The following is a 13,954-nucleotide window of genomic DNA, read 5'->3' as shown; positions in this document are numbered from 1 at the left end:
ACAGAAGAGGCGTTAAGTAATAATCTTACTTAACGCCTCTTCTGTTATTAATTTTAACTCTTATGTATCTTGTTTAACTGTGCAGTATACAAACGGTATAGTTAATTTATTTAGTGTGGCTGGTTTGGCTAACTTAGTTAACTTTGCTTGCGTAGCTTGTTTTATTAACTTTTCTTAGTTAGCTTATTTACTCTGTATAGATTAAATAGCTAATTTTTTTGTCGCAGCTTAATGCAACACACCGCAGCTAATTAATAACGAACTCATAATAACTAATTCCAGTATTTGTTGTTTTTAATCTTCAATTGGATTTACTGTTAGAAGTTCATTAATTAAAGCCTTACGTTGTTTATGTAAGTGAGCAAGAAATTCTTCTAAACCTTTGATATGTTGTTCAAGATTAGACAGGAGTTTACCTATCTTACGTTGTTCATCAAGATGCGGTACTTTTAACGGGATATTATCTAAAACTACCGTCGTTAATTTAAAACGACTTGAACCATTTACTAAGACTTTATAGTTTACGTTTTTTAGTGCTTGGGCTAAGAAGTCATTGTCAGCTTGTTCTGGTATTGCTTGCAAGACATGCGCATGATTATTTACCCAAATCTTGCCAGAGGTTTGCATTACAGGATAATTATTTAAATCACTTGCTCCATCTTCTGCAATTAGAATATATTCCCCATCATGAGTATAACCATCAATATAACTACTAATACCTGTCGAACCATAATAAGGAGTTGTACCTGGTACTCGTTTATGCGAGGTTACTGGTTTGCGCAGATTATTAAATCTTTGTCCGATTTGTTTAACGGTGGTGTTTTGCCAAGGCTGCGTAAACTCTTTAAAGCGTAAACTAGGTAGTTCTTGCTTTCCTTGTGGGAAAATCAGTTGGCGTAGTTTTTGTGTAAACTCTTGCCATACCTGAATTTTACTTTGCGTAAGTTCTATATGCTCAAGCAGTAAATGTAAAAACTTACCGATGCGTTCTTGTTCCGCTAGTTCTGGATAAACTAGTTTAAAGTTATTTAAACTACCTTTAGTAAGTTGAGGCTGCGCTCCACCTGTTACATAACTTTCAAGCGGATTATTATGTAAGTGATAGTACAAAAAGAGTTTATCGAGTTGTTGCTGCGTTTCTGTTTGTAAAACTAAAGCATTAGCAGTAATCCAAACAGGAGCATTGACTAAGTTAATTTTGCCGGCATTGTTTCCTCGAGCGCAGACTACTACTTGAGGTAAATCATGATTATAAGTTTGGGCATATCCAATATAGCCATTAGCTCCAAATACTGGATAGCCTTGTTCATGAGTAAGTAGATCACTAGGATGAGGATTGGTGGGATGATAGGGTTTTACAAGATTAAATAGTTTATCTTCTGTCCAAGGAACATTAAAACCTTTAAAGCGGCGGAGCGGTTCAAAGCGGGCTAATAATTTTTTGGGCATAAGTTAAGGGCGGGAAGCATACAATAGATAATCTAAAGCAAAGTGGAAGTACTGTGCTATATCAGTAAAAATACGACGCATTACAACAGAGTACTAAAAACACTTGAGGCTTAATGCCATTAGCTATGCTTAAGGAAGTAGTTTGCTATAGAACGAAGTATAAATGATCTCTAAACTAAGACAACTTAGCTAAATGTATTGAAAGCTAATCGAAAATATATCAAACATAGATCTTATATCTCGAGTATAGATCTCGAAGATAGATCTAAAAGGTATAGACATGAGTCTTATATAGCGAAAGGTATCATCATTGATACACAGTCTACTAATAGGTATCTAGAAAAACGTCGTTTCCAAATACAAGTAAGCTTTAAAGAGGCGTTAAAATAGCTTAGAGAATTACTAATGATTAAAGATATGAATTGAATGATAGTCCCAGAAAATGATAAAAGTAAAGAAAGTACGAAATAGCTAAAACCAAGTGTTACTTGGTTAAAGCCCTAGGAAAAATCAAGAATTGAGATATCTTTTAGACAAAGTAAATATATCATTTCGGGGAAGCTAAAAGTGTTTTATTGTTCAAAGCGATAGGTTTTATATCACAAAATAGGTATTTATATTTAAAGTTACTAAAAAAAGTGCCAATTGATAAAAACCTAGGTAGCTGATAACTAAAAATAACAATTTATGTATAGATCTATAACTAATTTATCAATACCGCTGTCATCAAATCTATCAATACCTCTGTAATCAAATCTATCAATACCGCTGTCATCAAATGATTGCAGGGTTAAATTGTAGATACTGTTTATTGCTCTTGCTGCGTTCTTCGACTTTTTCTACTTCTTAATACATCTGTACTTTTACATACTCACTTACCTTAGTATCTCTCCAAATTTTTATTTTCTCGCTCAAAATGAACTTTTCTGTAGCCTAAAATTTTCTTGGATTATTACTAAAATTTAGCCAAATTAGCTCTTTTGTAAAGCAAATCTGTAAATTTTATGAAGTTGAACAGCACTTTCTTTTTACTCAAGAATTTCTTTTTTGGATTTACTTCTTGTAATTATTACCTATTGATTTCTAATGCTAAAAGTCCAAAATTTGCAGCAATTGCGGCAAACGTAAGTGACTATTTTAAGTCAGATAATTTTGCTCAATTTCCCCGCACTTTTTTACAATTTTGTTTTTGTTGAGGATTATCTTGCTACAAGAGCTAGCTTTTTAGCAGTACGAGCAGTTAGATTTGGCTAATTATTGCTTTGAAAATCAAAGGGTTGTGCTGGTTTGCTGTAAGTATTAATGAGCCAATCTACTTACAAAAAGAAGCCCAAAGTGCTTAAGACAAAATTTTTAAATCGCACCATAAATTACCAAAATTTTGCGCTAAAAATACCTAAATTTAATGCAATAAAAACTCAATTTTTCTCACCTAAAAACCAGATCTTAAACTTTAAGATTTCCCTAATTTAGCCCTTCTAAAACCACCGGTTTTCTAACCAGTTTTGAGCATTAATTACTTCTGTAGTTCTTTTGCCGCAAATTAACAGGTGCTGTGCAAAGAAGAGAGCCTAGCAGGGATTTTGACATTAGCGGTAGTAAAGATTTGCATAAAAATTTGCAGTTTTACTGTTGTATCAGAGAGGTAAAAAAGATTAACTTAAAAAGGAAGGAAAAGAAGGTAATTTTTATATGACCTATGCCGAATAAATTTGAAGATTAAGAGGAATGAAAAATTAAAAAATTAATTTTTTTACAGCCGGTACTAAAGCTTACAAAGAGTAGTAACTAAATTTACCTTTTATTTAGCAAGATTTTGCGGCTAAGAAGAAATGATGATTGCGTAGGTTACGAAATTTATGCTTAAAAATGACAAGTATAAATTTTCGCTTGTCTTTGTTTTGAGGAAAAAGTAATCTCGCTATTCTGGTAAATTTTCGCTCTTGTGTTTCGTGATTTTTACGTTATAGGTGAGGTAAGATAAAGACGTACCAAGGAACAAGCAAGTAAAACTTAGCGAACTAAGCAATACATGATAATCATGTTTTTCTTGCTATGCAAGTTTTATTTGCTAAGCAAGCTTAGCTTGGTAATCAATCTTAGCTTGATAACAAGTTTTTTAAAACAAGCAAGCTTTAAATTTTTAAAGTTTTGCCAGCTTTTTTTTACAACTTGAAAAAAATTGCCCTTGCTACTTTAGCACAAATCTGCTCTCTCAACAAATTCTTATCTTTGTTGTAGTTGTAGATGGTGGCAAGTTTTTCATTCTTTTACTTTCTTACTTAGGAGCTCCATATATGCTTAAACGTTTATGGCTAAAGACTAGCCCCAAAGCTAAGAGCATTATGGTAGTGGGGTTAAGTTTAACAGCTTTAAGTATGTGTATTTACTTGATGGTAAGGACACCTCCTCGTGAACCTTTATATCAAGCACCTAATACTGATGAGCAAATTAAAATCCTCAATACCGAACGGTTAGATGATTTTACTATTGCTTCCTTAAGTAATAGCTTAGAAGCTCAACAAAACTTAATTAATCAACAGCAACAACGCTTAGAGCAACTAAGTAAACAGTTAGAAACTCTTACCCAGCAGTTAGGACAAACTAAGCAAGATAATTTACCATCTCTTGCTACGCTTGACACTCAAGGTCTTAGTGCTGAAGATTATCAAGCTATCTCTGAACTCTGGGAAAGCATGGTAGGTTTAGAGCCTTTAGAACAATGTGCTCACTACTACGAATTTATTCAACGTTATCCGCACTTACGTTTACCGGCTTTTGAGAAGTTAATTAACTTTAATCTTGCCGAATGGGAAAACGGCGGCAAACAAGGTACGATCTTTACCGAAACTACAGATCCTTTAAAAGACTATACAGTCCCTGATACAGATAACCTAGTTAATAGCCAAGTCAATAGCGCTGATGTTTTTGCGCAAGATCCGGTTACTACGGGTCAAGGTAATGCAAATGCCAATGACTTATATGCTAATCAGTCATATGGTAATCAGTCCCCTGCTAACCAATATGACACTAACCAAGGCATGTATCTGTATAATCCGCCTCCAACAACCTATAGTTCACCTGCGCAAGCAGAGCCTCCGGTTGAACCTTTAACCATCCGCAGCTTAGGCACGGAAACCGCAAGTACCCCAGTACTTAATTTACCGGCTGGTTCTGTATTTACTGGCACTATAGTAACAGGAGTTGATGCTCCAACAACTGATGGCGCAAAAGCTGATCCTTACCCCGTACTTGTACGCCTCGATAACTTAGACTTTTTGCCTAATAGTTATCGCTCGAATTTAGACGCATGTTTTATGCTCTTAAGTTCGCATGGCGATATAAGTTCACATCGAGCTTTAATGCGCATGCAAACTCTTTCATGTATTAATGCTCAAGGCTATATCGTGGAGGGAGAAGTTAAAGGCTATGCTGTTGGTGAAGACGGGAAAATAGGAGTTGCTGGTAGGCTCGTAAGTAAACAAGGTTCTTTAATCGCTAAAACTTTAACCATTGGTTTTTTACAAGGGATAAGTGAAGCTTTTACTAGACCGAACTTACTCTTACCTGGGATCGGTACTTACTCCAATAGTCCAAGTGCTTCAGATATCGTAACTGATGCGGCTTTTGGGGGAGCAAGTAAAGCGGTCGATCGAGTAGCTAATTTCTACTTAAATCTAGCCAATAAAATGTTTCCTATGGTGGAAGTCCAAGCAGGAGTAAAAGTAGATCTCGTAGTTACTGCTCCGATCTCTTTACAAGTATCTGATCGTAAAGTTCATGCTCAACCTTTAACTACCGTATCTGCTGGTAACAGTAGTTTACCAGGTTCACAAATACGTTCATTTAGTGCCGGAGGCACAAGTTATCCGACTACGGAAATGCCTGAGTAAAGCTAATTTACTTTTAGGTAACGATCTTTAACAATTTACAAAAAAGTTTGGCTACAGCTAATCCAAGATTTATGTGCGCTATGGGTAAAAAATTCTTAGCAAGGGTTAGATGGAGATTTAGCTTAGGATTGAGATTACTTAGTAGTTGTCGTCGACAACAAGCTCAGCAACTAGTAAATAATCAAGCTTTAAGTAAGCAACAAACTACGAATAAGCAATTGCTTAATCATAAATGTATTAATCAAGTAATTAGTAGTAATTGCAAACGAGTAAGCATTGGCTTATTGGCTCTTAGTTTAACTGCTTGTAGTAGTTTAGACATCGGACATAATAAGTTTTACTGTCAAGAAGCTGGGAGTAAATGTGTTAATGCCTCAACTTACTTAAGCAACAATCCTAAAAATCCTCAAGTAACTCCTATTGCTAATTATGCGGACATTACTTTAAAGCAAGTAATTGCCCCGCCACAAATGTTATTAAATATGTCATCGAATGATGATGCTTATTTAAAAATTTGGTTTGCACCGAATATGATCGGCAATAAGGTGTATCCGAGTAGGTACTTACTTATCCCTTATATTCGTTAACCAAGCATGAGTAAAAGTGTAAAGCAAGTTGGGCAAACAACTTTCTTTCCTTCCTCTAGCTCTTTAACTTGAGGAATTAAGAACTAAGCTTAATGTAGACCCCTGCTATTAAATGAAGCTGTTGTTTAGGCACTTCCTTAGGACTTAATCTTTTACTTATTAGAGCATTGACTGGATCATTGCTCGCTTGATGTTAAAAGTTTCTGTGTAGCATATGTGTATTTTTAATTCATTTCTTCAATTTAATAGATTCTATCTTAAGGAAGCTTTATGAAATTAAAATCACTTTTTGCTCCAGTAATGGCTGCGTCGTTATTGTTTGCGCTTACAACTGAAACCGCAATGGCTGTATCTGCTTCTTCTGGCACAGGCTCGGGAGGTGGTGGCACTAGTGGTACTAAAGATGTTTTTAGTCCGCTTTATACCACACTTGTAGCTTGGACAGATGGTCCGTTAGGTAAATTTATTGCCTTACTTGCAATTCTAATCGGGATTGCTGCGGGGATTCTGCGCCAGAGTTTAGTGGCTGTGGTTATCGGTCTAGGGGCTGCGATTATTTTCGCAAATGCGCCAACGATCATCGACGCAATTATGGGAGTTAGCTCTGCTCCTATGAAACTAGCAGAGTATAACTTCTGGAATGATGCATAAGGAATTTATATGTTCATTGACATATAACTAAGAAGTAAATAAGTAATTTATAACTAAGCTTCTTAGATATAACACCTAACTTGTTTAAGTCTTAGTTATAGGTTTTTACTTTGCGATTACTAGTCTAAAGAAATAACCATAAAAACTAGGAACCACTAGTAGTCTAAAAAGTTATCCATAGTATAAAAAGCATCTATAATCGAAAAGAGCGCCTAAAAAAGTAATCGAAGTTGCTGAAATTGTCTAGGTTGTCTAGATAGTCTGAATTGTCTGAATAAAGAGATACACCACTAAGTGTAAATTAACCTTAAAAATACAGATTTATACCATTTACTCACAAGGTAAGGTGTAGTCTAAAAGTTAGAACAAATGCTCTGTTAGCTCATGTCGTAAAGGTAAAAAGCACGACAGTTCATTTAGCTAATTAGCTTTTTACCTACCTATCTACTTACACCGTAAAGGTTAATCTCTATTTTTAAGTTTAAGTCTTAATCTAGACAGCTCTGTTTTTAGCTTGAGAAGATATACCAAGTTTTACTTCTACTCAAGATCACAGTTTACTGGGGTTCGGGTTGAGATTAGTGTCATGATACTAATTAAGTGCTTTTTTACTAGTAATCTTTAGTTTTTTAGCATAAATAACGATGAAGTAAAGGTACACCAAAGCACTTTTCACCAAACTTTACTTTTAAAGATTTTAAAACTTTAAAAATTTAAGATCTTTTACTAGCTACCTTAAGCGCAAAGCTAAATTTAAGGCAGATTTACCTCAACATTTTTACGTAGGAATGGTAAGAAAATAAGCAAGCCTTAACTTTAGTTTAGCCTAGATGACAAGATAGAAAACCTTAAGCTAGCTCTAAGTACAAGTGAAGTTTTTGCTGGACTAATTTCCCCTTTACCCTAGTCCTTTTTCTCCTACTCTTAATGAGGTTCATCATGAGTAATTTTGCCGATCTAATGGACGTACAAGCTTATGACGCCGCTACAGGTTCATTTATCTGTGCTTCCGGTTATATCGGACATCTCTGGCAAACAGAACCTCTAGCAGGAGTCAATGCTGATCTCGAAAGCCAAATTAAAGGAATGTTACAACTTGATCTTCCTGATCAAAGTTATCTGACCTTTACTTTAGTTGCTGACGATAATCTTTTACCTTATTACGAAGAATATAGTCGGATTAGAGCTCAGCAACAACAGGTTGTAGATCTCGCAGCAAGCACCCAAGCGCGTCTTGAGTTCTTTCAGAATCTGCAAGAACTTAGTTACGACGCTCAAGCACCATGTAATCTCCGTAACTATATTCTCATCGTAGGCTTAAAGTTACATTACAAAGGAAGTTTAACTCCTGAAGTACTCGAAGATTACATGCAATATGCGGCGCAAACAACTTCAGCTCTGCATAGTATTTTTGGGCAAGTGCATAAGTTAAATGATCGTGAGTATCTATTCTTTATGCGCAACTTACTCCTTGGTAAAACTTACCAAGAAAGTGCGCAGCTAGATGCTAAGTTTCATTACTATGATCCGTATAAAACCTTAGCTCAACAATTACTAAGTCCGAGTAGCGAGATTATTGTACATAAGAACTGTTTGGAAATTGATGGACAATTACTGCAAGTATTTACTCCCATTGAAATCCCAGCCGAGTTTGCTTGTGGACAGGCTATTAGTTACTTAGGAGATATGTTTACTGGCATTACGCCTTTAACACAAAAGTTCTTTCTCACTTGTAGTTTGTTCTTTGTGAACCAGTTAGCCGCTAAATCGGTAGTGGAAACAAAAAAGAACTACACGATACGGCAAATGACAGGACCACTAGCTCGCTTTGTGCCTCGCTTAAAACAAACAGCTGAAGCTTTTGAAGTGCTGATTAGTGACCTTAATGCTGGCGACAAGTTAGTTAAGTTTAGTTGGACTTTAGTAGCATGGTTACCTCCTGAAGCAACATATCAGGATTACCAAGCAACCAGCCTGCAACAAAAACAAGAACTAAGTAGTTACTTAAGTTACTTAGCACAAAATAAAGCTGACAGCCATGAGCAAGAGAAAGGTAAGAGATATGCTAAAAGTTGGCAACAATCTTTAGCGGAAAATACTACTCTTGATGCTAAACAAATGACTACTTTAGCTGAAGCTAAGTCAGAAGCTAAATCTGTAGATAAATCAGAATATGAATCTAAAGTTACTTCTCAAACAGAAACAACTAACGATGATGTAGAGGATCTAGTAGTTGGGCATAGCAAGACAGCTGATGAAGAGGTAGATTCTAGCTTTATGCAAGAACAAGTATTAGCTCAAGCTTTAGCAGCTACGCGTTCTTGGTTAGAACAGCAAGAAAATACTGCAGCTAGTTCAACTCAAGAGCAAGGTGCTTTATCGCAAGATCAAGGTACTTTAACTCAAGAGCAAACTTCTTCTGATCAAGAGCAAGCTAGTTTAGCACAAAAACAAGCTAGTTCTGTAAGTACAGCGAGAAATGATAAGTCAATACCAGCTGTAAACTTAGGACAAATTCCACCAGCCGATCAGCAATTACTTTACCAAGTAAAAACTAGTCCGGCGACCTATAAAGGAGGTGGTGAATATAGTCGTCCCCGTTATCGTGCTGGTACTAAATTACCTCAAGCGCAAGCCTTTGCAGTTAAAGTAAAGTCTTATTTTCAAACCATAGGTTGGTTAGTTGATTTTGAAAATCAGGTACAAGTACCAGTATTTTTAAATGCACTACCTCTAAACCAAGATAAAAAAGCCCGTACTTTTTTACAACGTGAACGTACTATGAGTACTACACAAGCAACGGTTTGTTTACCTTTGTTTGCCGAGTGGAAGGCTTCTGGAAGTCCGGTTGTACCCCTAATTAGTCGCACCGGACAAATCATGAACGTGGATCTATTTGCTTCGCAAACCAACTTTAACTGTTGTATTGCAGCGCAATCAGGTTCAGGAAAGTCCTTTCTGGTTAATGAAATGGTAGCTAATCTCTTAGCCACCGGAGCTCAATGTTGGATTATCGATATTGGACGTTCTTATAAAAAGCTCGCGCAAGTTTATCAAGGAGAATTTGTTGAATTTAGTGTAGATGCTGACATAAATATTAATCCGTTTGCCTTAGTACAAAACTACTCGCAAGATGCGGATATGCTCTTTACCCTAATTCAAACTATGATCTCTCCTAAAGATATGCTTTCTGAGTATCAAGCCAATGCCGTAAAACAAATGATTAAAGATTTATGGGACGAGCATGGTACGCAAATGCATATTGATCTTCTAGCTCAAGCTTTAGAAGCTCATGAAGATACAAGGTTACAAGATTTAGCAGTACAGCTCTTTCCTTTTACTAGTCGCGGAGCTTATGGAGTATATTTTCGTCCAAGTGGGCGGAATATGATTAACTTACTCCAAGACTTAGAAAAACAACAGCAAAGCACAGCCAATAAATCACGCTTAGTAGTCCTTGAACTCGAAGAGCTATCTGGACGTAAGGATTTACAACAGTTAGTATTACTGCAATTAATCTTTGCGGTAAACCAACAGATGATTTCAGGACAAAAGCAACGACAAAAAGTTCTCTTTATTGACGAAGCATGGGATCTCTTAGCCTCGAAAACCATTAGTTACTTCATTGAAACCGGTTATCGTCGCTTTCGGAAATATAACGGGGCTGTAGTAACGATCACTCAATCGTTAGAGGATCTGTACAATACGGCTTCAGGGAGAGCAATCGCAGCTAACTCTGCTAATTATTTCTTACTGGCACAAAAAACTGAAACGGTAAAACAACTACTTAGTCAATACAAGCTTGTACTTGATGCTGGTTCGATCCGTCAGATTACTTCTTTAAAAACACGTAAGGGTCATTTCTCGGAAATATTCTTTCATACCGATTATGGCTCGGGAGTTGGACGCCTTATTGTTTCTCCACAAATGCAACTCTTGTACTCTACTAATGCTGTAGACATCGCGGCTTTAACCCGCATTCAAGAGCTTTATCAATGTAATTTGTGGAATGCAATTGAGATCTTACTGCTCTTACGTCAAGAATTACACAAGACCCGTAGTTAAGACTAAATCTAGAGTAGAGAAACATTTATAGACTTATCTAGAAAATAATCTAGAGTGCAATCTAGCAAATTATCTAGATCAGAGAAAGGGAAATAATTTTCTAGGCTTATCTCTGTTGAATGTTTCTCTTGAGTACTTCTTTTGAGGCTCACATTCTAGTCTTAACTTTTACAGATTTGCGTTAGCAAAGCCTATTTATCTAGGGGACTAGATAAATTATATATCAACGAGGATGATCACTAAGAATGGCTATGATTAAGCAATAGCAATCATGAATTAACAGCAATACTAGCTACTAGCCTGAATTAGCTAGAGCCATGAGTAGCAATAATTAGTGATGATTATTAGTGTATATACATGAGAAAGAGTGCTTGATAAGTTAATAACTAGCTGGACAATTTTTAATTATTGTTTTTAGTTATTAATTGTTGACTAGTTATTAACTATTTGCACTAGTGAGTAACTAGGTGGAAGTTACTTCTTCCTAGTTACTTTTTCTTCTTCACCTCTTTGCTACAAATCGACCTTTAACCATGATGATTAATGTAGATTAACATTAGGACATAACTGTAAACAACAGTCGCTAAACTTAGATTTAATTTATATTTAACTTAGATGTAGGTTTGAACTTAGACATGGTTTTTGACTTAGACTTAAGTTTAGTCTTAGACTAGATTAGACTAGGCTCTAGGCTATAGTCTCTAGGCTATAGTCTCTAGGCTCTAGACTAGACTTAGATTCGATTACTATTGTTACATCTTAATAATGTATAAATGTGAATTTGTAAAAAGACATAGGTGGAGAGAGGATCAAAATAGATTTTCTCTCTTTTTTAAACTCGGAGGTATAGATGCCACTACGTAAGTTATCGCGTTATGTTGATGATCCGGTTTATTTTCTCCTTTGGCCTTTGCCTGAAGCTATTCCTATTATTAGTGGTATTGCCTTAGGAGCTTACTTTGGTAATTTCTTCTTATGGGCAATTGCTGGGTTTGTGATTTCTTATCTACTACGTAAATATAATGCTCATCTTAAAGCAAACTACTTGGGACACTTTCTGTACTTTTATGGCTTTATCCCTGTAAGAGCACCTAGTGTACCTAATCCCTTTATAACTACTTACTACTTAGGTGATAGTCTATGAAATTTGCTACTTGGAACGAAAAAGTCAAACGCTTAAAAAGTAATACCTTTTTACTCTTAGGTTCGAATGTTATTTTGGCTTTAGGGTTAGTTTTTAGTGTATATAGTCAGCTTAATACTAAGCCTATTATCATTGTGCAACCTATGATTACAGATAAAGCTGTAGAGATTCGTGCCAGTACTTTAAGTCGTTCCTATGCGATTTCGTTTGCTACTTCCATGGCATTACTCTTAGGTAATATCACGAGTGACAGCATGATGTTTGCTTTAGAAAGTATCAGTCAATATGTTGCCCCTGATTACTATGCACAGTTTCGTAAGCAACTAGTATCAGATATGGCAAAACTTAAAGAAAAACGTATGGACATGACATTCGTTTCCACTAAAGCCTATGTTGATTTACAAACTGGAGAAGTTGTAGTTGAGGGGATTGCTTCAATTATTGACGCAGCTGGTAATCGTTTAAACAACGGACATCAGTTTAGATTCTTATTGGATATGCGTGACTATGTACCAAGAATTAGAGCAATCCAAAGCCTTGCTTTAGCTAATTAAAGAATAATTTATTAGCCATATAAGACAAAACTATTAATGTTAAGAAAATTAGAGAAAAACAAAAGATTAAGATAAAGATTAAGATTTAGATTTAAAGGTGAGCTTTATGAAATTAAGGAAAGTTAAGCAGACGTTAGAACTGGATATGCTAGACAGCCAAAATAATGATTTTGAAAAAGTACAAAGTAGAGATTTAGGTAATGATTTTACTCGAGATTCTCGAGGTATCGATCATAAGTTAGATGGAATATCAGCAAGAAGTAAGTTTAATACGTTTGGTAAGGTAGGAAGTCTATTGACTAGTAAGTTTGCAGGTAAATTTAGAATCAAATTAGGTAAAGGCTTATTGCTATGTGCTTTTCTTGGAGGTGCAAATGTTGCTCCTTGGTTTAGTAGTAGTTTAGGTATAGGTATTGCTCATGCTGCAACCAATAAGAGTTCGCAGTCGTTTATTTCGTCGAGTTCTGCTAATAAAGAACAAACTCCAGCAACTATAATCCTTGCTGATTTTAAACAGAACTATCCTTTGAAAATAGCCATCGGCAAGTTAAATAGCATTAGTTTACCATTTACAGATTTAGTAGCAGATACAGTTGATCCACAAGTGCAGTTACTAGCAAGAGGGAATGATTTATTAGTTGCGACTAACACTACGGCTGATATCACTTTAGTGGTACGTGATAAAAATCAACCACAACATTCTCTAACTTTAACCTTACGTCCACAAAAGATCCCTGCTACGAATTACCAAATAGTAATAGCTCAACTCTTAACCCCACAGTTTTTACTAAATCAAGCAGATCTAACTAGTGATGACTATATGGGATCTTTAAGTAGATTATTACGTTCAGCAGTCGAAGTGCTACAACAGCATAAACCTCTAAGTCAGGCTAAAGTGCTTAACTATCATGTAAGTAATTTTGTGCTTCCTGCAACTAATAGTCTTAATCCTAAAAATACTGAATTAGTAGAGATTTCTAATCCTAAAAAGCCTGCTTATTATGATCCGTTAACTTGTGCACTTTACTCGTTAGAGCGTAGTCAAATCCGAGAGTTTCAACCTCGTAATATGTACTACTCTGGTATAAAAGTCAAAGCTATTCTACTGCACAATACAAGCGATCTAGCTATTGAGTTTTTAGCTAATAACTGCACTCAACCGAATGTAATGGCTGCAGTATTAGTAGGTAAACAAGTAATCCTACCGCAACAACAAAGTTGGTTAGTTTTACTTGAACAGCTTGGATACTAAAGCAAGGAGACGTGCTAATAGAGTCAGAAATTTACAGTAGCTGGAGTTAAAGAAAGAATTTCCAACTTAGCATTGGGATATAGGTTCAAGTTTTAATTTTAGGTATAAGTATTACCTAAAAAGTTGTATAGATTTATATCCTTTTTTGTTGAGATCGAAAATTTTTCTTTTTCAAACTCTTACCTTGCTTTAGTATTTTTTCACTTAAAAATTTAGTTTAGAGATGGATTAGTTGCTTATTTTGTATAAAAAGTGTGACGAAGTTGGCAAATCCGCAAGATTGTTATAGACAAAATTAAAAATATGTTTATGATATGCATTAGTTAGTCAATACGATATTTGTAGAGCTAATTTATAAG

The 13,954-nt window shown here is 35.5% G+C and carries 8 protein-coding genes; 7 read left to right on the top strand and 1 reads right to left on the bottom strand.

The window, feature by feature from the left end:
* Window positions 1-294: 294 nt before the first annotated feature.
* Window positions 295-1,449: a restriction endonuclease subunit S gene (locus CKF58_RS05765; RefSeq protein ID WP_119531878.1), complete on the bottom strand. Its 1,155-nt coding sequence runs from the start codon at window positions 1,447-1,449 to the stop codon at window positions 295-297.
* Between the two features lie 2,297 nt (window positions 1,450-3,746).
* Here CKF58_RS05765 and CKF58_RS05760 point away from each other — a divergent pair.
* The 7 genes from CKF58_RS05760 to CKF58_RS05730 all read left to right on the top strand — a co-directional run bounded on the left by CKF58_RS05760 (window position 3,747) and on the right by CKF58_RS05730 (window position 13,595).
* Entirely contained in the window at window positions 3,747-5,342 is a 1,596-nt protein-coding gene (locus CKF58_RS05760) for a TraB/VirB10 family protein (RefSeq protein WP_119531876.1), read from the top strand.
* A gap of 128 nt (window positions 5,343-5,470) precedes the next feature.
* Window positions 5,471-5,929 (top strand): hypothetical protein, encoded by a 459-nt coding sequence (locus CKF58_RS05755; RefSeq protein ID WP_119531874.1) that lies wholly within the window; start codon window positions 5,471-5,473, stop codon window positions 5,927-5,929.
* A gap of 270 nt (window positions 5,930-6,199) precedes the next feature.
* Window positions 6,200-6,580, top strand: a complete 381-nt coding sequence (gene traA, locus CKF58_RS05750) for a TraA family conjugative transfer protein (protein WP_119531872.1) — start codon at window positions 6,200-6,202, stop codon at window positions 6,578-6,580.
* A 939-nt stretch (window positions 6,581-7,519) separates the two neighbouring features.
* Complete coding sequence (locus tag CKF58_RS05745) at window positions 7,520-10,645, top strand: TraC family protein (protein ID WP_222987728.1); 3,126 nt, start codon at window positions 7,520-7,522, stop codon at window positions 10,643-10,645.
* Window positions 10,646-11,495: 850 nt separating this feature from the next.
* Window positions 11,496-11,789, top strand: coding sequence for a type IV conjugative transfer system protein TraL (locus CKF58_RS05740; protein WP_119531868.1), 294 nt, complete (start codon window positions 11,496-11,498; stop codon window positions 11,787-11,789).
* Complete coding sequence (locus CKF58_RS05735) at window positions 11,786-12,343, top strand: TraE/TraK family type IV conjugative transfer system protein (RefSeq protein WP_119531866.1); 558 nt, start codon at window positions 11,786-11,788, stop codon at window positions 12,341-12,343. Before CKF58_RS05740 ends, CKF58_RS05735 begins: the two co-directional genes overlap by 4 nt.
* Before the next feature lie 106 nt (window positions 12,344-12,449).
* On the top strand, window positions 12,450-13,595 hold the full coding sequence (locus CKF58_RS05730; RefSeq protein WP_147397226.1) for a hypothetical protein: 1,146 nt from the start codon (window positions 12,450-12,452) through the stop codon (window positions 13,593-13,595).
* The last annotated feature ends 359 nt before the right edge of the window (window positions 13,596-13,954 follow it).

It is taken from the genome of Psittacicella hinzii (assembly GCF_003585935.1).
GTDB lineage: Bacteria > Pseudomonadota > Gammaproteobacteria > Enterobacterales > Psittacicellaceae > Psittacicella > Psittacicella hinzii.
This window is presented reverse-complemented; position numbering and strand designations above follow the sequence as displayed.

What these genes read in the sequence shown, in the direction of transcription:
- CKF58_RS05735 (WP_119531866.1), top strand. Translation starts at nt 11,786, where the DNA reads ATGAAATTTGCTACTTGGAACGAAAAAGTCAAACGCTTAAAAAGTAAT.
- CKF58_RS05730 (WP_147397226.1), top strand. Translation starts at nt 12,450, where the DNA reads ATGAAATTAAGGAAAGTTAAGCAGACGTTAGAACTGGATATGCTAGAC.
- CKF58_RS05765 (WP_119531878.1), bottom strand. Translation starts at nt 1,449, where the DNA reads ATGCCCAAAAAATTATTAGCCCGCTTTGAACCGCTCCGCCGCTTTAAA.
- traA (WP_119531872.1), top strand. Translation starts at nt 6,200, where the DNA reads ATGAAATTAAAATCACTTTTTGCTCCAGTAATGGCTGCGTCGTTATTG.
- CKF58_RS05745 (WP_222987728.1), top strand. Translation starts at nt 7,520, where the DNA reads ATGAGTAATTTTGCCGATCTAATGGACGTACAAGCTTATGACGCCGCT.
- CKF58_RS05760 (WP_119531876.1), top strand. Translation starts at nt 3,747, where the DNA reads ATGCTTAAACGTTTATGGCTAAAGACTAGCCCCAAAGCTAAGAGCATT.
- CKF58_RS05740 (WP_119531868.1), top strand. Translation starts at nt 11,496, where the DNA reads ATGCCACTACGTAAGTTATCGCGTTATGTTGATGATCCGGTTTATTTT.